Origin of the sequence: Tardiphaga sp., from assembly GCF_028290785.1 — a bacterium.
Taxonomy (GTDB): Bacteria; Pseudomonadota; Alphaproteobacteria; order Rhizobiales; family Xanthobacteraceae; genus Tardiphaga.
Genome location: NZ_JAQGJD010000054.1, coordinates 1 through 21,573, shown reverse-complemented (window position 1 = coordinate 21,573; position 21,573 = coordinate 1). Strand labels below are relative to the sequence as shown.

General features: G+C 62.2%; 18 protein-coding genes and 1 pseudogene. 4 read left to right on the top strand and 15 right to left on the bottom strand.

Annotation, left to right across the window (positions count from 1 at the left end; all coding sequences use genetic code 11):
• Positions 1-4 precede the first annotated feature (4 nt).
• Entirely contained in the window at positions 5-2,821 is a 2,817-nt protein-coding gene (gene fdhF, locus JWR89_RS03070) for a formate dehydrogenase subunit alpha (RefSeq protein ID WP_299711730.1), read from the top strand.
• A 249-nt stretch (positions 2,822-3,070) separates the two neighbouring features.
• Entirely contained in the window at positions 3,071-3,355 is a 285-nt protein-coding gene (locus tag JWR89_RS03065) for a hypothetical protein (protein ID WP_299711691.1), read from the top strand.
• 24 nt (positions 3,356-3,379) lie between these two features.
• Here the strand turns inward: JWR89_RS03065 and JWR89_RS03060 are convergent, their stop codons facing one another.
• From JWR89_RS03060 to JWR89_RS03035, 6 genes are all read right to left on the bottom strand, one after another.
• Complete coding sequence (locus JWR89_RS03060; RefSeq protein ID WP_299711688.1) at positions 3,380-3,505, bottom strand: hypothetical protein; 126 nt, start codon at positions 3,503-3,505, stop codon at positions 3,380-3,382.
• A gap of 98 nt (positions 3,506-3,603) precedes the next feature.
• The gene (locus JWR89_RS03055; protein WP_299711685.1) at positions 3,604-4,194 is read right to left on the bottom strand and encodes a molecular chaperone TorD family protein; all 591 of its coding nucleotides are present in this window, start codon (positions 4,192-4,194) and stop codon (positions 3,604-3,606) included.
• Positions 4,191-4,829: a DUF3306 domain-containing protein gene (locus tag JWR89_RS03050; RefSeq protein ID WP_299711682.1), complete on the bottom strand. Its 639-nt coding sequence runs from the start codon at positions 4,827-4,829 to the stop codon at positions 4,191-4,193. Before JWR89_RS03050 ends, JWR89_RS03055 begins: the two co-directional genes overlap by 4 nt.
• Complete coding sequence (locus tag JWR89_RS03045) at positions 4,826-5,305, bottom strand: DUF3305 domain-containing protein (RefSeq protein WP_299711679.1); 480 nt, start codon at positions 5,303-5,305, stop codon at positions 4,826-4,828. Before JWR89_RS03045 ends, JWR89_RS03050 begins: the two co-directional genes overlap by 4 nt.
• A 14-nt stretch (positions 5,306-5,319) precedes the next feature.
• Positions 5,320-6,333 (bottom strand): DUF6352 family protein, encoded by a 1,014-nt coding sequence (locus JWR89_RS03040; protein ID WP_299711676.1) that lies wholly within the window; start codon positions 6,331-6,333, stop codon positions 5,320-5,322.
• A complete protein-coding gene (locus tag JWR89_RS03035) occupies positions 6,330-6,869 on the bottom strand; it encodes a DUF6505 family protein (protein WP_299711673.1) in 540 nt (179 codons plus the stop codon). The genes JWR89_RS03040 and JWR89_RS03035 overlap by 4 nt, the downstream gene beginning before the upstream one ends.
• A 203-nt stretch (positions 6,870-7,072) precedes the next feature.
• Here JWR89_RS03035 and JWR89_RS03030 point away from each other — a divergent pair, with 203 nt between their 5' ends.
• A complete protein-coding gene (locus JWR89_RS03030; RefSeq protein WP_299711727.1) occupies positions 7,073-9,109 on the top strand; it encodes a 4Fe-4S binding protein in 2,037 nt (678 codons plus the stop codon).
• A gap of 27 nt (positions 9,110-9,136) precedes the next feature.
• On the opposite strand, the gene JWR89_RS03025 is transcribed toward JWR89_RS03030, so the two are convergent.
• The 5 genes from JWR89_RS03025 to JWR89_RS03005 all read right to left on the bottom strand — a co-directional run bounded on the left by JWR89_RS03025 (position 9,137) and on the right by JWR89_RS03005 (position 15,513).
• Positions 9,137-10,360: an oxalate decarboxylase family bicupin gene (locus JWR89_RS03025; protein WP_299711670.1), complete on the bottom strand. Its 1,224-nt coding sequence runs from the start codon at positions 10,358-10,360 to the stop codon at positions 9,137-9,139.
• A 141-nt stretch (positions 10,361-10,501) separates the two neighbouring features.
• Positions 10,502-11,524, bottom strand: a complete 1,023-nt coding sequence (locus JWR89_RS03020) for a formate dehydrogenase subunit gamma (RefSeq protein ID WP_299711667.1) — start codon at positions 11,522-11,524, stop codon at positions 10,502-10,504.
• 35 nt (positions 11,525-11,559) lie between these two features.
• A complete protein-coding gene (gene fdh3B, locus JWR89_RS03015; RefSeq protein ID WP_299711664.1) occupies positions 11,560-12,162 on the bottom strand; it encodes a formate dehydrogenase FDH3 subunit beta in 603 nt (200 codons plus the stop codon).
• Positions 12,163-12,170: 8 nt separating this feature from the next.
• The gene (locus tag JWR89_RS03010) at positions 12,171-15,155 is read right to left on the bottom strand and encodes a formate dehydrogenase subunit alpha (RefSeq protein WP_299711661.1); all 2,985 of its coding nucleotides are present in this window, start codon (positions 15,153-15,155) and stop codon (positions 12,171-12,173) included.
• On the bottom strand, positions 15,133-15,513 hold the full coding sequence (locus JWR89_RS03005) for a hypothetical protein (RefSeq protein WP_299711658.1): 381 nt from the start codon (positions 15,511-15,513) through the stop codon (positions 15,133-15,135). Before JWR89_RS03005 ends, JWR89_RS03010 begins: the two co-directional genes overlap by 23 nt.
• A gap of 139 nt (positions 15,514-15,652) precedes the next feature.
• On the opposite strand from JWR89_RS03005, the gene JWR89_RS03000 reads away from it, so the two are divergent.
• Positions 15,653-15,958: a hypothetical protein gene (locus tag JWR89_RS03000; protein WP_299711656.1), complete on the top strand. Its 306-nt coding sequence runs from the start codon at positions 15,653-15,655 to the stop codon at positions 15,956-15,958.
• A 195-nt stretch (positions 15,959-16,153) separates the two neighbouring features.
• Here JWR89_RS03000 and JWR89_RS02995 read toward each other — a convergent pair whose 3' ends face one another.
• The 4 genes and pseudogenes from JWR89_RS02995 to JWR89_RS02980 form a co-directional block, all read right to left on the bottom strand.
• The gene (locus JWR89_RS02995; protein ID WP_299711653.1) at positions 16,154-16,834 is read right to left on the bottom strand and encodes a DUF4286 family protein; all 681 of its coding nucleotides are present in this window, start codon (positions 16,832-16,834) and stop codon (positions 16,154-16,156) included.
• A 57-nt stretch (positions 16,835-16,891) separates the two neighbouring features.
• A pseudogene (locus JWR89_RS02990) lies at positions 16,892-18,744 on the bottom strand (TRAP transporter large permease subunit).
• Positions 18,741-19,760 (bottom strand): TRAP transporter substrate-binding protein, encoded by a 1,020-nt coding sequence (locus JWR89_RS02985; RefSeq protein WP_299711650.1) that lies wholly within the window; start codon positions 19,758-19,760, stop codon positions 18,741-18,743. The pseudogene JWR89_RS02990 and the gene JWR89_RS02985 overlap by 4 nt, the downstream one beginning before the upstream one ends.
• A 46-nt stretch (positions 19,761-19,806) precedes the next feature.
• On the bottom strand, positions 19,807-20,616 hold the full coding sequence (locus JWR89_RS02980) for an IclR family transcriptional regulator (RefSeq protein WP_299711647.1): 810 nt from the start codon (positions 20,614-20,616) through the stop codon (positions 19,807-19,809).
• Positions 20,617-21,573 lie beyond the last annotated feature (957 nt).

Sequence of the window (21,573 nt, the reverse complement as noted above, 5' to 3'; positions counted from 1 at the left end):
AAATATGCCTGACGGAAAGCCCAACGTTTCGCATACCGACCAGCACCGCTCCAAGGCGCAGACGATAACCTTCGAGCTCGACGGCAGGCAGGTGGAGGCCGCCGTGGGGGAGACCATCTGGCAGGTCGCAAAACGCCAGGGCCGGGAAATTCCGCATCTGTGCTATTCGCCCGAGCCGGACTATCGCCCGGACGGGAATTGCCGCGCCTGCATGGTGGAAGTCGAAGGCGAGCGGGTGCTGGCAGCATCATGCAAGCGGACACCCAGCGTCGGTATGAAGGTGAAGACCGAGAGCGCGCGCGCCGTTTCCGCGCAGAAGATGGTGATGGAGCTTCTGGTAGCGGACCAGCCGGCGCGATCGACTTCGCATGATCCGGATTCCAAGTTTTGGAACTGGGCGGAAAAGATCGAAGTCACGGAAAGCCGTTTCCCCGCCGCCGAGCGTTGGGCCGGCGATGCCAGCCATCCCGCGATGCGGGTCAATCTCGACGCCTGTATCCAGTGCGGCCTGTGCGTGCGCGCGTGCCGCGAAGTCCAAGTCAACGACGTGATCGGTATGGCGTATCGTAATGCCGATGCCAAGATCGTCTTTGACTTCGATGATCCGATGGGTGAATCGACCTGCGTGGCGTGTGGCGAATGCGTCCAGGCCTGCCCCACCGGAGCGCTGATGCCGGCGGCGCTCCTCGACGAGAAGCAGACTCGCACCGTCTACGCGGACCGGAAGGTCGATTCGCTCTGCCCGTTCTGCGGCGTCGGCTGCCAAGTGACCTATCAGGTCAAGGAAGAGAAGATCATCTATGCCGAGGGCCGCGATGGCCCGGCCAATCACAACCGGCTCTGCGTCAAGGGTCGCTTCGGCTTCGACTACATCCACCATCCACATCGCCTGACCAAGCCGCTGGTGCGGCTACCCAATGCGAAGAAGGACGGCAACGACCAAGTCGATCCGGCGAATCCGTTCACCCATTTCCGCGAGGCGTCGTGGGAAGAGGCGCTGGACATCGCTGCGAAGGGCCTCGTCAAGATCCGCGACGAGAAGGGCGTCAAGGCGCTGGCCGGATTCGGCTCGGCTAAGGGCTCCAACGAGGAGGCTTACCTGTTCCAGAAGCTGGTGCGCACCGGCTTCGGCTCCAACAACGTCGATCATTGCACCCGGCTGTGCCACGCCTCCTCGGTGGCGGCGCTCATGGAAGGCCTGAATTCCGGCGCGGTGTCGGCCCCTTTCGCCGCCGCGATGGACGCTGAAGTCATTATCGTGATCGGCGCCAATCCGACCATCAACCACCCCGTGGCGGCGACCTACATCAAGAACGCCGCCAAACGGGGCGCCAAGCTGATCGTGATGGATCCGCGCCGGCAGACCCTTTCGCGCCATGCGCACAAGCACCTGCAGTTCAAGCCGGGCAGCGACGTCGCGATGCTGAATGCATTGCTGAACGTCATTATCACCGAGGGCCTGACCGACGAGCAATACATCGCGGGCTACACCGAGGGCTTCGACGATCTGAAGACGCGCATCGTCGAATTCACGCCGGAGAAGATGGAGCCGATCTGCGGCATCCCCGCAGATAGCCTGCGCGAGGTCGCGCGAATGTATGCGCGCTCGCGCGCTTCGCTCATTTTCTGGGGCATGGGCATCAGCCAGCACGTCCATGGCACCGACAACGCACGCTGCCTGATCGCGCTGGCTTTGATCACGGGTCAGATTGGCCGCCCAGGCACCGGATTGCACCCTCTGCGGGGCCAGAACAACGTGCAGGGCGCGTCAGATGCCGGTTTGATTCCGATGTTCCTTCCCGATTACCAGCCGGTCGGCCGCACCGACCTGCGCGAGCCGTTTGAGCGTCTGTGGCACTACGATCTCGACCCCAACCGCGGCCTCACCGTGGTGGAAATCATCCACGCTATCCACGCCGGCGAGATCAGCGGTATGTTCATTGAGGGCGAAAACCCTGCAATGTCGGACCCGGACGTGCAGCACGCCCGCGACGCTCTGGCCAAGCTCGACCATCTGGTGGTGCAGGACCTATTCGTCACTGAAACCGCGTTTCATGCCGACGTAATCCTCCCGGCGTCGGCGTTTGCCGAGAAGATCGGCACCTTTACCAATACAGACCGCCGCGTGCAGCTGGCCCGCGAGGTCATCAAGCCGCCGGGGGACGCACGGCAGGACCTTTGGATCATCCAGGAGATCGGCAAGCGGATGGGCTTGGACTGGAATTACACGGGGCCGGCTGACGTCTTCGCGGAAATGACCGAAGTGATGCCCTCGCTGAAAAACATCACGTGGGAGCGCCTGGAGCGGGAAGGAGCGGTGACCTATCCGGTAAACGCTCCCGACAAACCCGGGAACGAGATCATCTTTACCACCGGTTTCCCGACTGTCAGTGGCCGTGGCAAAATCGTACCTGCTCACGTGCTGCCGCCGGACGAGTTGCCTGACGATGCCTACCCCATGGTGCTATCGACCGGGCGCGTGCTTGAGCACTGGCATACAGGGTCGATGACACGACGTTCCAGCGTGCTCGATCAGATTGAGCCCGAGGCGGTGGCGTTCATGTCGCCCAAGGACATGCGGCGCATGCAGGTCTTGCCGGGAGACTTCGTTCGGCTGGAAACGCGCCGTGGCGCAGTTGAGATCAAGGTGCGCTCCGACCGCGACGTCCCAGAGAACATGGTATTCATGCCTTTCTGCTACGCCGAGGCGGCAGCCAATCTGCTGACCAATCCGGCTCTGGATCCCTTTGGCAAGATCCCAGAGTTCAAGTTCTGCGCGGTCAGGGCCGAGCGCGCCGAGGTGCGTGCGGCTGCAGAGTGAGCCGGCGGCTGAACAACAGCATGCCCACAACGGCGGAATCAGCGACGCCATCACCCTGATGGCGAGCGACGGCGGATACCGCAACCGGTGTTGGATTGTCGTTTATCATCCGCTGCCAGACGTTGAGGAAGATGATCTTGCCGGACAGAACTACGTCTGTGGGGCACACGGACAAAGGCCACCGATGCTCTCGGTCATAGGGAACCAAGGTCGGGCTCGGCGCTTCTCCCTGAAATCAGGAGCGCCGCCATGCGTATCGCCGTCCTTCTCCTATCGACCTTCGCTGTCATCTCTGCCGCATCCGCGCAGACCGGAACCAAGTCAGACGATAAGAAGCCAGGAGATTCGCAGTATAGCACCGGGCGAACAGTACTGCCGGAAAGCAACAAGGGGCAGCTACAGCCGCAGGGCTGGACCGGGCCGATCACCACCGAGGCCGGAGGTGCGCCGGCAGACAGCCCGCAGGGTCAGTCGCCCCCCGGGATGCAGGCCGCCCCCGATGGCGCGTCTAAGACGATCGTCGAAACCAAGTAACGCACGGCCTACCGCCGTGACCGGTCAAATTCGGGCGCTGGACTTGGCGAAGGCGTCGGCTGACGATTTTTGTACAAACGCGTCGAGCACGGCCGCCGCACCGACCGCAAGAATGATTGCCACCAAACAAGCAGCGATGAACGCGCGCATCGGAGGTCTCCAGACTGGTCTGGCACGTGGCCGGCAAGGATTGAGACTAGAACAACAGACGCGGTTTGTCGATTTGCGGGTCGGCATCTACCTGGAGTTCAGTTGGCGAACGCAAAAGCTTCGGTTTCGATGTCGATGAAGACGCGGCCGAATGCGCCGACATGGGTGTAGAACGCTGTCGCGTTCGACTTCTCCAGATCGGCGAAAAACAGCCTGATCCACGACCCCACATGGGCCTTGAAGAACGCGCGGTCGGTGCCGGCTGGAGCCGGAATGGCGCCGCCTGTCAGGCCGGCCATGATCTCGCAGACGACCGCCGCGTGGTCCTCCGGCTCTGACTGAGCGACCCGCTCAATCCCCAAGTCCTGCAGAGTATTGCGCAGCCGCGCCAGCGGCCGGCCGTACAGCGACCCGGACAGATAGAATGAGGCGTAGGGCATCAGCCCATTCTCGCCGAGGCCAGCGAACAGGTCGAAATACTCTCGCCGCACGGTCTCGGCGCTAGCGCTCGCCGCGGCGACGCCGAGCGCCGCATGGGCAGCGCCCAGCGGACTGTCGTCGCCTCCCAGCAAAGCGAGCCGCCGCAGCACGTCGGCGTCGGGATTGCGCACCAGCAAGGTCGCCAGCAGCGCATATTCTTGCGCGCGTGCGTGATCAAGTTCATCGATGATATCCGGCTCGGAATTCATTGCGGTAAGGCTCCGCCGTGCTGCCGTGGCCGGCGCGGCAATTCGTCGGCGACAGCGACCGGACCATCACGGGCGGCAACTGGTATGGGACTGTCGTCGCCCGCTTGCAACGCGGCCTCCGTCACCGGCGGCAGGTCACGCTGACCATTCGCGGCCGCGTCAGGTTGTGTCAGCACGGGATCCGCCGTCGCAATCACCCTTTCCGCGATGTCCTCCAACTTCCCCAGCGCCTGCGCCAACAGTGCCGGAACATTGTCCGTGGCGCGCATCGGGCCGAATCCAAAGATGGAAGTCTGGTCGTTGAAATCCCACTGGTTCTCTGCGATGCCGATGAAGTCGCGGATCGCAGGATCGCTTGCCCATGTCTGCCGCAACGCGGCCCGCGCCAGCTCCGGCGGCACCCGCGGGTGCAGAAAGCCGCGAATATCGGTGTCGATTCCGATCGACTCGATCGACGGCAGGCTGGCCGGATCGAACGCAGGTTCTACCTCACCGACAGGTTGCACATCGACAAGCGCGCGCGGCTCGCCTTCGAGCGCTTCAGCCTCCACTGGCGGCAACTCGGCTTTAGGCGCCGCCTCCGGTTCGCGCTTCAGCCGCGACCACCGGCTGACGAAATTTTCGGTTGTGCTCATGTACCTGTGTCCGTCTCGGGGCCGAGCGCATCTGACGGCGTCCGCCGACGCTTCCGGAACGGCCGCTCGACATGATGATCTAAAATGAACTGGCGCACCGTTTCGAGCACATGCGCCGGCATCGGCAGGGCCTCAACGATATTGTCGCCGCCGTCGGTGAAGGCTTCCCCCTCGCCGGGGTCGGCGGTGACCGACAGCACCCGGTATGGAAATTCTGAGAATGCTGGCTGCAGCACCACCCACAATGTCGGCGCGTCCGATGTGATATTATCGCGGTAATATACCGTCTCGGTACGATGCAGCTCGATCGTTGCGTCGCCAGCGTAGAACAGTGTCGCCTCCGCCGTCGTTTCGATCGGCGTCCACGGCGCGGCGGCGGGCGTGCCGATCAGCACCGACACCGGCCGCCACAGATAGTCGGCCCACTGGCTTTTGGCGGCGCGACGTTCGACCACGACGCCAACGGAGATGCGCACTAACGCGGTCGATCTCAATGGACCAACTCTGCACTGCGGATCGGCAATCCGTCGATGATGTTTTGCGGCTTCATACGCAGCAGTCCGTCTTCGCCGGCCGCCAGCAGGAGATAGACCGGCTCCCCCCTAACCGCCTCAATCATATCCGTCGGACGCAAAAATGTCAGCCGATAAAGTCCTATCAGCCGCGCCCGCGTCGCTTCGTCGATGCCGCCGGCATGCCATAGCAGGTCGCCGATCCGCGTCGCCTCGGCGTCGAGACCGATATACCAGGACAGCGGCGCCTCGCGCAGTTCCGTCAGCGGTTCGATCGCGATGTCGATCGCAAGCAGATGCGACACCCAGCGCGCCAGCACGTTGACCAACGCCGCGGCGCCGGGCTCGCCGGCGCGCAAGTCGAGCGCGACGTCGAACAAATCGCTGCGCTCCCAGTAGGTGTCGGCGTTGCCGGCGTCGAGTGTCGGGATCTCGGAGGCGCTGGGCCTGCCGAGCAGCGAATAGAGCGGCGACACGGCGTGCGGATTGAAGCGCGGTGTGGTCTCGTCGTCGCTGACGGTCAGTTGTCCATCTTCCAGCCGCACTTTCTGCGGGCGAAAAAACAGCTCGGCCGCGCGCAGCACAAAGGCGTCGTCGCAGTCATCCAGCATGTTGCGCAGGATCAGATGCACGAGCTGGTCATTAAAGATGCGCGGAAACGGCATGGGATGCCGGGCGATATCGAGATACGCCGCTTCGATGGTGTCGTGCCGAACCAGGTGATCGCGCCAGGCAATCATCATCTCCCAGTTTTCGCGCGCATCGGCGTCAACGATGCCAGCGATCTGCGCGGTGGACACCGCGGCCTGCGGATCGCGCAGCAACGCCTCGTGCAGGCCGCGCTCAGCGTCGCAGGCGTCCGGCGGCGGCACCAGTTCGGGCCGCGCCAGATAGGCTTTCAGAAACTCGTCGGTCACGAGCAGCCAGCCAGCGGCATTGCGGTCAAGCAGATGATGGCCGCTGGACAGCCAAAAATCGCGCCGCGCGCTCATCTGCGTTCTCCTTCCCGCAGCGCTGTGAGGTCGAGATGTTCTTCAGGCGCCTCGTCATCGCCGGTAACCTCGACAAACTGGAACGGACGGTGGCTATCGGCGCCGTCGCGCGGGCGCAGCGTGCGAAACGCCTCGCGAATCGCGCCATCGTCGCGGCTGCGCGAGACAGCGATGAGAAGACCGTCCGGATGGTCGCACAGCGATTCCACGAAGGCGACCTCCTCCTCCGCAGCCCGCGTGGCAGTGGCGACATCCGGCGCGCCGCACCGCGCCACGAGCTGCGCGGCCAGCAAATCCACCAGTTCGCGGCGCTCTTGCGCGGTAGCCTCGACCACCTGCGCCAGCGACGAGCGACAAAAAGAGTTTGCACCGAGGAAACCGGCGCGAAACGCCGTGCGCGCCTTGCCTTGCAGTTTGGCGATGTCCTGTCGCGCAAACATGAAGGCACCGGAGACGGCCCATTCCCCGGGCTCTGCGGCCCGTTCGAACACGAACGTGTCAGAAATGTCGAGCTGGATGGTCCGCAGCAACTTCACATGTGCCCCTGTCATCGAATGCCCGCCGAGAGGCGGAGCAATGCGTCAACCTGTCCAACCCGTGACAAGACCTCCACCTATTCTGATGAACATCTCGCAGGCGGGATCGCGCTCCCTACATGCCTTGGATCAGTATATAATGCGCTGCGCTCCCGACCAACTGGTGTTGGTTGTTGAACCTGGTTGCGGAAGAATTTGCCCTGATGATACGTTCTCCCGATCAAGTCCTGATCTGTTCTTGCGAGGGGACGCTTCCGCTTGACACAGGCGCGATTGGGCGGGGTTGCAAAAACAGCGAAATTCTGACCGCCCGGCACCTGTGCGGCCCGGAAATGGACCGATTTCGCGCCGTTGCCGCCGATGACAAGCCGCTGACGGTCGGATGTACACAGGAAGCGGTTCTGTTGACGGAGGTCGCCGCACAAGCCGGGCGTATCAACGCCGTCAAATTTGCAAATATCCGTGAGACCGCGGGCTGGTCCAGCGACGCCGAGACGGCCGGCCCCAAGATGGCGGCACTGCTGGCCGCTGCAGCGGAGCCGATACCCGACATCCCAACCGTCAAGCTTGAAAGCGCCGGTGTCATTCTGATCTATGGCCGCGACCAAGCGGCCGTCGAAGCTGGCAAACTGCTTAAGGATCATCTCGACGTCACTGTGCTGATCGCGCCGGGCACCCGGATCGTTCCGGAACCGCTTACCGGATTTCCGATTGCCCAGGGCAAAATCCGTGCTGCAAAAGGCCATCTCGGCACCTTCCTGATCACCGTGGACAGCTTTTCTCACTCGCTGCCGTCGTCGCGCGGTGTGCTGATGTTCGGGCCGCCACGCAACGGCGCGCAGTCAAATTGCGATGTCGTGCTTGACCTGTCCGGCGGTACGGCGCTGTTTCCTGCCGCCGATCTCCGAGATGGCTATCTGCGCGCCGACCCGGCCCATCCAGCGGCGGTGCTGCAGGCGGTGCTCAAGGCCCGTGACCTGATCGGGACCTTCGAGAAACCGCGCTACGTTGCTTTCGACGCGTCGCTTTGTGCGCATTCGCGGTCGCAGATTACAGGCTGCACGCGCTGCCTCGACCTGTGTCCGGCCGGCGCGATCACGCCCAACGGCGATCATGTTGCGGTCGATCCGAATATCTGCGCCGGCTGCGGCCAGTGCGCCGCGGCCTGCCCCACGGGCGCGGCCTCCTATGCAATTCCGCCCGAAGACAGTTCGGTACGCAAGCTGCGAACGTTGCTTCTCACCTACCGCGAAGCCGGCGGGAAGGATGCGATCCTGCTGTTCCACGATGAGCCGCACGGCGCGCCGCTGATTGATGCGCTGGCGCGGTTCGGCGACGGTCTGCCCGCCAACGTGATCCCGGTCGCCCTTAACGAGATCACCCAGGTCGGCCTTGAAAGCATCGCCGCGGCAATGGCCTATGGCGCTTCCGCAATGCGTTTCCTGCTGCGGGAACGACCGCGCCACGATATCGCGGGCCTGATGCGGACTATTGATCTGGCGACCCCCATCATGATCGGGCTCGGCTTTGGCGACGGTCGCGTGGCCACCATCGAGACCGACGATCCCGATATCCTGCTTGCCACGTTGCGGGCGATTCCCGTGATGGCGATCGCGCCGCGTCCGGCAAGTTTCCGTACGGTGGGCGCCAAGCGCAGCGTGCTGCGTTTTGCCATGATCGAACTGCACCGCGCTGCCCCCGCGCCGGTGGATGTCATTGCGCTGCCCGGCGGCGCACCGTTCGGGACCGTCGAGGTCGATGTCGGCGGCTGCACGCTGTGCTTATCCTGCGTCTCGGCCTGCCCGACCGGCGCGCTGCGCGACGACCCCGAACGGCCGATGCTGAAATTCGTCGAAGACGCTTGTGTGCAATGCGGACTTTGCCAGTCGACCTGCCCGGAAAATGTAATCACGCTCAAGCCCCAGATCGATTTTCGCTCCAGCAGTCTGCCGGCCAAGATCCTCAAGGAAGAGGAGCCGTTTTGCTGCATCAGTTGCAGCAAGCCGTTTGGCGTGAAAAGCACGATCGAGCGTGTCATCGCCAAGCTCGAAGGCAAGCACTGGATGTACAGCGGTTCGTCGCGGCGCATCGACGTCATCCAAATGTGCGAAGACTGCCGGGTTGGCTTCGTCGCCGCGGAGGGGTTCGACCCTTACGCCAAAAATCCGGTCATCCGTACCACCGACGACTACCTGCGCGAGCGCGATGCACTGAAGCCTGCCCGCCAGGACAAGGGCTAGAGCGCCACCGCCCGGCTTACAGGAACATCAGCCCGGTACGACCGGCGACTTGTTCTTCTTAAACGCATTCAGCGTTTGCGGATCCAGCTTGAGATGAGCCTGTACAAGCTCTGGTGGCGTGAGCGCAAGCCATTGGTTCAGCGAAACGTCGGCATAATAGCTGCTCTTGAACAATTCGAGGAAGCGCAAAGTCGTTGTGCCCGTGTTCTCGATATAGTGACCGGTGCCGAATGGCACGTAGCCGACGTCGCCGGCCATGAAGTTGAAAGTGCGGGCCTGACCTGAGCCGGCAAACACACCCATTCGCGCCTGACCCTCGAGATAATACTGCCACTCGTTGGTGTTCGGATGCCAGTGCAGTTCGCGAAGTCCACCGGGCTCCACCTCGACAAGGGCAGCGGAGATTGTTTTGGATGCTGGGAAATTGCTGGTGTCGGTGATCCGCACCGTGCCGCTCTTTGTCTTGACGGGCGCTTGCGCCAACATTTTGTGGCTGAAGGATTGGGGCACCGGCGTTGTTCCGGAAATCTTGTCGGATTCGAGCGATCCGGGAACAGGCGCCGCAAAAATGTAGAGTTTGCTCGGGTCCGGAACATTGTCGAAAGCCCTGTCGGACACGCCAAAGTTCTTGGCGAGCACCTCGCTTGGCACGTGCTTCATCCAATCGCTGAGCAGGAACGTGTTGTCTTCGTCGAACTCTCCATCATCGAAAACCAGAAGAAACTCGCAGCCGTCTGGGCCAAGCCCCTGAATCGAATGCGGCATGCCGGATGGAAAATACCAGAGGTCACCGATGCCGACGTCATCGATGAAGTTATGTCCATCCTGATCGATCGCCGTGATCCGGGCAGTGCCATACAGCATGTAGGCCCACTCTGCGGCTTTGTGCCAATGCAACTCGCGCACGCCACCGGCGTTCAGCCGCATGTTAACACCTGCGACATCCTTCGAGACGCCAAGTTCACGTACGGTTACCTGACGTGTCCAGCCGCCTGATTCCTGCCGAACATGCGAATCTGAGAATGAGAAGCGCAGGTTCGGCAGCGTCCCGTGATCGGTCGATGGCGGTATCAGTATGTCGGGATTCTGCCTGTCGCGCATTAGATTGCGCGGTCCGGGATCAGTGCCGCCATGGCCGGGCCGCTGTGGCTGTGGAATCGCATCATCAGAAGCTGCAGCTAAACGCGTGGCGGCAAATAACCCACCTGATGCAGATGCAGCCAGAATCTTACGCCTTGAAATCATGTCCATAAATGCCTCCATCAAAAAAACGTCCCAGAAACGCTGCACGATGGACCGTGACGAGGATATATTCGGACTGCCCGTGCGCTACGGCGATACAAGGTTCTGTGAGCGTCCCGTGAAAACTTTTGATATTTAAATAGACGATCGCTATTCCGCGGGCGTTGCCGCTCCGCGGATCGGATGCGGCTCGTTGGCAAGCTTTTGCGCTAACCACTGATCATGGTGCTCTTTCGCCCAGTTCACATCGACCTCGCCAGATCCCATGGCCTCAAACGCCCCTTCCATACCAAGCGTACCGATATAGATGTGAGCCATAATCAGTGCGACGAATAGCACGGCCGCCACGGCGTGCACGACCTGCGCGATCTGCATGCCGAAAATGTCGGTGACCGAGAACGGAAACAGCAGCAGATAGCCCGACGCCGAAACGGCGACGCCGAGCCCGAGCGACAGCCAGAATACGGCCTTCTCGCCGAGATTGAAGCGGCCTGCCGGGGCATGCTTGGACTTGATAAAGCCGCCGCCCTTTTTGACCCACTCGATATCGACCTTCGCCGGGAAATTATCCTTGATAAAGATTACAGCGATCAGCACCAGTCCGACTACGAACGCGAAGCTGACGAAGTTGTGGATGTACTTTGCGATCTGCGACAGGTCCGAAAACGCCTGCGGACCAATCATCGGCAGCAACAGTAGCTTGCCAAAGGTGATGTTGAGGCCGGTAAGGCCGAGCACCACGAACGATACTGCAGTGAGCCAGTGGGAGAAACGCTCGATCGCTTTGAAGCGCACGATCTTCAGCCCGGACCTCCCGCCCTCAATCCTGAGTCGTCCCATCACCAGATAGGCCAGCGCCAGCAGCGCGAGGGTGCCGACGATGACGATGGCCGCACCCCAGTGCAGCAGAACTTCATGGAAATAGTCCCAGGTCCGCCCCATCGGTTGGATCAGTACGGCCGCCTTCGTATCGGGAATGTCGATGCGACCCTCGGCGCGCGGCAACAGCTTGAGCAGTTGCTGCTCGCTAACGTGGCTGGCGTCCGGATTGGGCGATCCATCCGGGTTCAGTTTCTGCGCGAAGGCGAATCCCGACATTGTGACGAGCATCACTGCGAGAATAAACAGCGCGCCGCGCAGCGATACCGCAAGCGAATTGGCCACTCTTGTCATGCTGAATCGGCCGCTGTGCATCATCAGATCTGCCCTCAAACCTCGATGCCCTCATGATAGGCCGTCATCCAGCCCCAGGCACCCGACCCGTAGCCGCGCTTCAGCACGCGCTCCTTGTAGATCTGCGCGATGATGTCACCATCGCCGGCGAGCAGCGACTTGGTCGAGCACATCTCGGCGCACAGCGGCAGTTTGCCCTCGCCGAACCGGTTCGAACCGTACTTCTCATATTCCTCGGCGCTCCCCGACACTTCGGTGCCGCCGCCGCCGGCACAATAGGTGCACTTGTCCATCTTGCCGCGGGAACCGAAGTTGCCGACCTTGGGATACTGCGGTGCACCGAACGGACAGGCATAGAAGCAATAGCCGCAACCGATGCAGACATCCTTGGAATGCAGCACGATGCCGTCCTCGGTCGGATAGATGCATTCCACCGGACATACCGACGCGCACGGCGCGTCGGTGCAGTGCATGCAGGCCATCGAGACCGAACGCTCACCGGGCCTGCCGTCGTTGATCGTGACGACGCGCCGGCGGTTGATGCCCCACGGCACCTCGTTCTCGTTCTTGCAGGCGGTCGCGCAGGCGTTGCAGTCAATGCAGCGGTCCGCGTCACAAAGAAATTTCATGCGTGCCATAGGAATTCCTATGCTGACCTGATCTGACAGAGAGTGGCTTTCGGCTCCTGCATCCCTGTCGCAGGATCGAAGCCATAAGTGGTTAGCGTGTTGACGCTTTCACCGAGCACAAACGGATCGGCGCCCTTCGGATATCGGTCGCGCAGGTCGGCACCTTCGTACCAGCCGGCGAAATGATACGGCATCCAGGCGACGCCCTTGCCGACACGCTCGGTCACGATCGCCTTCATTCGCGTCTTCGACTGGCTTTCCGCGCCGGTCACCCAGACCCATCCGCCATCAACGACGCCACGCGCGGCGGCATCCGACGGATTGATCTCGACGAACATCTCTTGCTTGAGCTCGGCGAGCCATTTGTTGGAGCGCGTTTCCTCACCGCCGCCTTCATATTCAACCAACCGCCCGGAGCTTAGGATCAGCGGGAACTGCTTCGCGATGCCGTTGTCGATCGCGGTCTTCTGTACGGTGAAGCCGATATTGGGCACGCGAAACTGGCGCGCATCCGGCAGCGTCGGATAGTCGGCCACGAGATCGGGCCGCGGCGTGTAAATCGGCTCCCGGTGCACTGGGACCGGATCCGGCAGGTTCCACGCGATCATGCGCGCCTTGCCGTTGCCGTAAGGCGAGCAGCCGTGCTCGATCGCAACGCGCTGGATGCCGCCCGACAGATCTATCGCCCAGGAGACCAAGTCGGGATTTCTGATGTTGATACCCTGGATCACCGCGAGTTCTGCCGGCGTCAGGTCTTTGTCCCAACCAAGTTTCTTCAGCACGCCAAGGGTGAACTCCGGATAGCCGTCCTTGATCTCCGAACCGACCGAATAAGAGCCTTCGGCGAGCAGGTTGTCGTGCTGTTCCTTTTCGACTTCCTGCCCGTTCTCCATCACCTTGCGCTTGACCACGCGTTCGACGCCGAAACGGGCGCGGAACGTGCCGCCGCCTTCCTTCACCGATAGGTTTGTGTTGTAGAGGATCGGCGTGCCTGGGTGCTTGAATTCGGGCGTGCCCCAGCATGGCCACGGCAGGCCGTAATATTCGCCGCCGACGTCGGGATCGTCCTTCGGCGCCATCATGGTCACCAGATCGAACTTGTGCTGGTTCTTCATGTGCGCCTTCAGCCGCTCCGGCGACTGCCCGCAATAACCGGTCGACCAGCCGCCGCGATTGATCTCGCGAAGGATATCTTCCGCCAGCACGGCGCCGTTCTCGACCTTGATGTTCTTGAACATCTTGTCGGCAAAACCGAACTTCTTCGCGAACAGGTACATGGTGTCGTAATCGTTCTTGGACTGGAACACCGGACTGACGATCTGTTCTCCCCACTGGATCGAGCGGTTCGAGGCGGTGCGAGAGCCGTCCATCTCGAAGCTGGTGCAGGCCGGCAGAAGATAGGTACCGTTCTTGCGCTCCGAGAGCACCGACCACGCGGTCGGATAGGGATCGCAGACCACCAGCATTTCAAGCTTCTCGATGCCGCGTACGGCTTCGGGCAAACGGGTGATGGTGTTGACGCCGTGACCCATCACGAACATCGCCTGCAGCGTATCGGGCTGGCTGACCTGCTCTTTCGGCAGCAGCGTGGCGTCGAACCAGCGCGTGCTCGGAATGCCGGGTCCTTCCATCAGCGTCTTGTCTGCGAAGCGCGACCTAAGCCAGTCGTAGTCGATTTCCCAAACCCGGCCCCAGTGCCGCCAAGCCTCTTCTGACAGGCCGTAGTACAGCGGCAGCGTCGTGACATCGAGGCCAAGGTCGGTTGCGCCCTGGACGTTGGTGTGACCGCGGAAAATATTGGCGCCGGCACCGGCATATCCCATGTTGCCGGTGGCGAGCAGCAGGATGCAGCTGGCGCGAACGTTCGCGGTGCCGGTAGTGAACTGGGTCTGTCCCATTGCCCAGATCAGCGTCGCCGGCTTCTCCTTGGAGAACACTTCGGCGATGTGCCGGACCTGCGCTTCCGGAAGACCGGTGACGCGTTCGCATTCCGCCGGATGCCACTTTGCCACCTGGGCGCGGATCTCTTCGAGGCCGTAGACGCGCTGGCTGAGAAATTCCTTGTCCTCCCAGCCGTTCTGGAAAATGTGCCACAGAATGCTGTAGATGGTGGCGATGTGGGTGCCCGGCCGCACGCGGACATATTCCGTGGCGTGCGCGGCGGTGCGCGTCATCCGCGGATCGACCACGATCATGTTGGCGCGGTTGAGCTCTTTGCCCTCAAGGATGTGCTGCAGCGAGACCGGGTGCGCTTCGGCCGGATTTCCGCCCATCACCAGGATCGTCTTGGCATTGCGGATGTCGTTGTAGCTGTTGGTCATAGCGCCGTAGCCCCAGGTATTGGCTACGCCGGTGACCGTGGTGGAGTGGCAGATTCGCGCCTGATGGTCGGAATTGTTGGTGCCCCACAGTGCCGCTAGCTTGCGGTTGAGGTAGGCGGCCTCGTTGGTGAACTTCGCTGAACCCAGCCAATACACCGAGTCCGGTCCCGACTTCTCGCGGATTTCCAACAACTTGTCACCGATCTCATTGACGGCCTGCTCCCAGGTCAACTGCACCCATTTGCCGTCTACCAGCTTGACCGGATAGCGAAGCCGGCGCTGGCTGAGAACGTCGTCGCGTACCGCAGCACCTTTGCAGCAATGCGAGCCACGGTTGATCGGGCTGTCGTAGTCCGGCTCCTGGCCGATCCAGACGTCGTTGGCGACCTCGGCGATCACCGAGCAGCCGACCGAGCAATGCGTGCAGATGTTCTTGCGGGTCGTCAGCGTCGCGCCCGCGGGCGGCGGCACGCCGGCATCGGCCTTGCGGACCGCGCCGAGCGGAAGGCCGCCGAGAACGGCAAGACCACCGGCAGCCAGACCGGACCGCTTCAGGAACGTACGCCGATCAGTGCCGCCCGCAGCAGGTGCGGCCGGCTCGGGAGAAAAAGCCCTGCGGGCACGATGACGGTCCGATGTCCTGATCAGCAATGAAGCCTCACTTCTTCTCAGGGTAGGCATTGACGCGGTAAAATTCTTTGACCTCGGCAGAAGTGGCCTGGTAGCGCGCCTTGCGCTTGTCCATGCCGAGACCGGACTTCGCCGCAGCGGGCTCGATCGCCCTCGCGCAGGTCGCAGTCACGGCGACCCCGGCGATCGCCCCGCGCAGCAGGTCGCGGCGCAGCAACAGTGTGGACAGGGACGCCTTCATAAGATTCATCCGAACTTTAACTGCCGCAACAATGATATTCGTCCTTGCACCGGGAGGAAATGACATCTTGGTATGATGCGACTGATAGGCAGTGTCCGACGGACACAACCCCGTGAACACTTTTCCGGTTGAACGGCCATTGCGCGCGAAATGCGCCAGCCGCCCCATTTTTCATCGTCCTTCGGCCACTTCCGAGCTAGTGTGAGAAAGCTTTCTCGCTCGCAAGAGCCAAGGGGGGCCGAGGACGATGCGAGCTTCAGCCACCGCCTGCGGAAACCAGAACTCCGCCGAGGGCGACGAGCGAGCGTTGAAGTTGCCCGGCCTCTCACTTAGCCAAACCAAGAGACTGATGCGTGATCTTCAGCGGATCGCGGCGCAAGCCGCTGAAGAAGGGCAATTTTTCAAGGAGCGGCTGAAGTCGGCAGAGGCACGCGAGGCGTTTGCCGCCTTCGCCGAACGCGGCCCCCAATTTTGCTCGGGTATCTGCCTGACGCTTGGATACCTAAGGACGCCGACACGTTGGTTGGAAATACGTCTGAGCACCTGCGATTGCTTCCGCATCATTCAACGGCGCCGCCGATGCGCACGCCTGGCCGCAACCGCTCTACGTTGAGATCCAGACGGTCACCAATTATGCTTTTAGAGCGGCGGCGCCCTAGCAGTCTCCGCTCGATTCGAAATTCCGGGGTCTACGTGCTGCACGTCAACGACCGCTTTGCGCCAGCAGTGGCCACTCGCAATCGGTGGAAGCCGGACTGTCCAGAGGCAAGCCTTCGAAATCGAAGCCGCATCTCGATTCCGGAATCCGTCAGACATCCGTTTGAGCCAGCGCATAGGCCTGCGAGAAATGGGCGAAGCGGAGGCTGGGCAAAGCGCCTGCGCGGGTAAGGCTGTTCTCGTTGAGGCCGCTGGCGGCGAGCGTCGCAAGCGCTGCGGCATCGTAGCCGGAGACGAGCACGATCCAGTCGGCGACCGCGTCCGCACCGCCACGAATCTTCTGTTCCTGCGTGAGGCCGGTTTCGGGCGTCTGAGTGTAGAGCAGGTGCGCGCCGGTCAAGCCGGGCTGCGCCGGCAGCCGCGACAGCAGGTGTTGCAGATGGTGGCGCAGCGCATCGGCCTCGCCGGGCTTCGGCGACAGACGCAGCGTCATCATCGACATGGCGATGCCGCCGCCAAAACTTTCCGTCACCCGGCACTGGCTACGCACCATGTTGCGGTGGTGCGGCATCATCTTGGTCGACCACGGCGTGGGATCGTTTAGCCGCGCCAGATAGTGGCTCGATGTCAGGGTTTCATAGGTCTCGAGTTCGTACAGCACGAAGAAGCCATCCGCGCCCTCTGAACTGGCCCAGCGCGATCCGCGCAGGAAGCCGGGAATGCTCATCCGTTCCGGAAAGTGTTCGTGCGAGTGCCAGTCTTCAAATTCCGCCCGCTGAGCGGGCGCCATGTCCCACCACATGGCCACCGCGGCCTTGCCTAACAACGTCATCCATCCTCCCTGTCTGCACGGAAATATCCGCTGCCTTTGTCCGGCTTGTACCCACCGCTAGTCGAGCAGCGCGGTCGAGAACCACGGCACCGCTGCGATCAGCAACAATGCCGCGAACAGCACCGCCAGATAGCGCCACATATGGCCGACGGCCTGGTCCGGCGACACCTTGCCGATGGCGCAGGCGGAGTAGAAGCCAATGCCGAATGGCGGGGCGAACAGGCCGATGCTCATCGCGATCACAACGACCATTGAATAGTGCACATCGTGAATGCCGAAGGCGTGCGAGACCGGAAGCAGCAATGGCGCGAACAACAGGATCGCGGGAATGCCTTCCAGGATATTTCCCAGCAGAATGAACACCACGACGGTGATCAGCATGAAGCCTGCCGGCCCGCCGGAGATCGATTTCATCGTTGCGGCCAGGTGGGCGGAGAACCCCGATTGCGTCAGCGCCCAGGCCATGCCGGTGGCGGTGCCGATCACGAACAGGATCGCGCCGGACAGCGCCACGGTCTCCACCAAGACGGGATAGAAACGCGACCACTGCACCGGACGGTAGATCAGCACGCCGACGATCAGCGTATAGACCACGCCGATGGTGGATACCTCGGTCGCTGTCGCCACGCCGTCCACCACCGCCCAGCGGATCACGAACGGCAGCACGATGGCCGGCAGCGCCGCCAGGAAGGACATCGCGATATCCTTCAGGCTGGGCCGCGCCAACGTCGGCAACGGCTCGGAGCGGGAACGGAAGAAGATCAGCACCGCCAGCGCGCCGGCCAGCACCAAGGCCGGTGTCCGGCGGTAAACAGGCTGGCGATCGAGATGCCGGTCACCGAGCCCAGCGTGATCAGCACGATACTCGGCGGAATCGTATCGGCCATCGCCGCCGACGCGGCCAGCAGCGCGACCAGATCGCCTTCCTTGGCGCCACGGCGGCGCATTTCCGGAAACAGGCCGGGCGCAATGGCGGCCATGTCGGCGGCCTTAGAGCCGGAGATTCCGGACACCAGGATCATCGCCACCAGCAGCACGTAATACAGCCCGCCGCGCACCGAACCGAGCAGCGAGGCGACGAAATTGATGATGGTTCGCGCCAGCCCCATCACCTCGATCAGCAGACCGAGGAAGATGAACATCGGGATCGCCAGCAGCAGCGGCTGCGACATGCCCTGGTCGAGCCGGTTGATGACCACACTGAGCGGCGTCGAGGTCGTGAAGGCGAGATAGGACAGCGTCGCCATGGCAAAGGCGAAGCCGATCGGTACGCCGATCAGGATGGCGACGCCGACGATGACGACAAAGAACACGACGAGGTTGATGTTGCCGATGGCGGCCAGCCACGGGCCGATCGCCCACAGCCCGCCTCCCAATAGCGCGACCACCGCCAGCGCAGCGAGGGTGAGCAGGAAGGTGTCGCGCCGCGCCGCCTGGAAGGCGATACTGACGATCATCAGCACGATGCCAACCTCGATGCCGAGCACCCGCCAGCTGGCGGGGACGCCGAGATTGGGTAATACCGCAAAGGCTTCGTCCTCGACGTATTCCACCGCCGGCTTCAGCAACATGCATAGCGTGGCGATCACGCAGGCCATCACCAGCGCGCTGAGCATCGCGCGGGTCCGTTCGGTCGCGCGCGTGCCCATCGCATTGAACGCCATGTGCTCGCCCCGGCGCAAAGCAACGACGGCGCCGAGCATGCCAAGCCACAGGAAGACACTGCCCGCCATCTCGTCCGACCACACGATCGGACGATGAAACACATAACGGGCGACCACGCCGCTGAACAGCAGCACGACCTCAGCCAACACCAGCAGCGCAGCAACCGCTTCCACCACCCGCCCGATCCAGGCATCGATGGCCTGGACCGGACGCACGACAGTGCCGTTGATACCGACAGCGGTCATGAAAGCTTGCCGCCCGCCGCTTCTTCGAGGATCGCCCAGGCGGGATCGCCGAACTTGCGCCGCGCATCGGTGTAGTAGCCGACCTCGGTCAGCTTCTGCCTGAACGAGTCGGCATTAACCTCGTTGATGGCGACGCCGCCCTTGGCGATGGTGTCGCGATAGGATTGGTCGAGGCCGGCGAGGTCCTGACGCTGCGCGACGGCGGCTTCGTTGAGCCGGCCCTCCACGATTTCCTGCAGCTTGGGCGGTAGGCCGCGCCAGACCCGACCGTTGATGAGCACCCAGTTGCCCTGCCAGATGTGGTTGCTCAGCGAACAGTATTTCTGCACTTCATAGAACTTCGAGGTGAGGATCACGCCCAGCGGGTTCTCCTGGCCATCGACGATCTTGGTCTGCAGCGCTGGGTAGACCTCGTTGAACTGCAGGCTGGTGGGTGCGGCGCCCAGCGCCTTGAACAGATCGGCATAGGCGGCGGCACCCGGCACGCGGATCTTCATGCCGGCGAGATCGCCGACCTCCTTGATCGGCCGCACCGACGAGGTGATCTCGCGGAAACCGTAGTCCCAGATCGTCGACGTCGCGTACAAGTTGGCCTGCATCAAGGCGGCGCGGATGTGCGCGCCGAGCTTGCCATCCATTGCCTTCAGTACGCCCGCCGAATCCTTGAAGGCAAAGCCGACGCCGTCCAGCGCGGCCATCGGCACCACGCTGGAGGCGACGAGGCCGCCGACCACGAACATTTCCACGGCGCCGGAGCGCACCTGATTCAGCAGGTCGACTTCGCCGCCGAGCTGGTTGTTCGGAAACAGGCGCAGTTCGACCTTGCCGTCGCTGTCCTTGGCGATCTTGTCGGCGGCTTCCATCAGACGGATGTGCGTGGGGTGATTGGCGGCCAGCGGGTGCGCGACCTTGAAGACGTGCTCCGCCGCATGAGCGCGCGTCAGAAACCCGCCGCCCCAGAACGGTGTGGTAGCCAGCGCACCCAATACGGTGCGGCGCTGAATCGATTTCCTCATTGGTAACCTCCCCTTGTTTTTGATCGAGCTTTGAACATTTTTGTTTCTAAAGCGTGGCTTGAATGGCCTTCCCTTGAAGTCGCCCGTTGAGCATCGGCGACACGCTGCTCGCCCGGCCCAGCTCTTCAGCGGTAGAGAGAAGCACCGGCGCGAGCGACAGCATGCGCGTCTCGGTAAGCCGGACCATCGGCCCGGCGACGATCAGCAGTGCGCGGATCTCGCCATCATGGCCGTAGACCGGAGCCGCCATCGAACTCATCGCCGGCAGAAACACGTCCACCGTCAGGCCGAAGCCGCGTTTCCGCGTCGCGCGGATATGCGCCATCAACGCCTTGATGGTGGAGGGCGCCGCCGGGCCGACCTGGTCCGGATCTTCAAAGCCCTGCTTCGACACCAGACGCAATGCCTCTTCGTCCGATTTCGTCGACAGCCAGACAAAGCCGGCCGCGCTGCATGACAGCCGGACGGCGCGCCCCATCTCCGGATCGTAGCGCAGGCCCTGCGTGGCGCCTTGCGCCTTGGCGATGTAGAGTAGCTGGTCGCCGTCGACCGCCGCCAGCCGCACCAGTTCGCCGGTCTTGTAGGCAAGACGCTCGAGAATCGGCTGGGCGATATCGACAATGCCGCCGGCGCTGAGAACGCGCAGCCCGATCGAGACTACCTTGGTGGTGAGGCTGAAGTCGCCGTGGCGCTCATCCTTGCGGATGTAGCCGGCCTTGATGAGGTCGTTGAGCAGCCGGTGCGTGGCGCTGAGCGGAATATCCAGCTCGGTCGACAATTCCGACAGCGTACGCCCGGCGGGATAGGCCGCCAGTTCCTCGATGATCTTGAAGCTTCGCTCGATGATGTCGCTCATTGAAGGTCCGATGCGCAGGTCGAGCGGACATCAATATGGAAGCGCCTTCCAAATTGCAAGAGGCTTCCGTAAACCGGTGATCGCTCGCCAAGTCCCGAAATAGGTTGGTGTACCGGTCTGATGCTCCCTCAGCGGCGGCTTTGCGCCAGAACCGGTCCGCGTCAGAGATTCATACTGTTGACACTGAACTGACCGCCCACCGCAACGCCAAGTCAAGAAAAGACGGGAAGTGAGCGGGAAAGCGCTCAAAGCATCGCTTTTCGAGGTTCTTGCGAGGGGGCCACCAAAATCCGAGGCTCGTAAGCGGTGGTTTCGTGGCCTTCTTCGAAGTCGCGTGGGTGTTTGCCTGACGGAAAAAGAGGCCCGCAGTTCGGCGAGGTAGCATTGACCGTGGACCGGTACCCCGCGATTTCGGCCAGCCGGCGAGTTGTCGCGCCGTTCCGGAAGCGAGAAGTGCGGCGGGGTCAACGGCAGCCAGGATACGACTCCCTGAAGCCTGCCAAACACTCAAGCACCGAGAGGGGCGTCGCATGACGGCGATCGCTGTGGTGTGCTTTGTCGATTAATCGGGAGGGAAAAATGCCAAAGCCGCCCGCTGAAATGGGGGACATCAGAAGTCTAACACAATTTGGCGTAGTGGCGGAGAGAGCGGGGAAACAACCGCTTGAAAAACCGTTTTAATTTTGCACTGTCAAACGGTGATCTTCTGCAAGCGGCTGAATTTATTGGTGCTCCCTAGCGGAATCGAACCGCTGTTTTCGCCGTGAGAGACCGTCATCAAGGCCTTCGGCGGACTTCGACGAACGTCAAAGGACATTGATTTTATTGGATTTTTTGCATCTTGGCTGATAGGCTAACAAGAACATTCACACAACTCTTTTCCGTACAAAATCCGTACGCCCGCCATGGCAAGAACGCTCAGAAACGCAAAAATTGACACGAGGTCGGCGCGTCTGA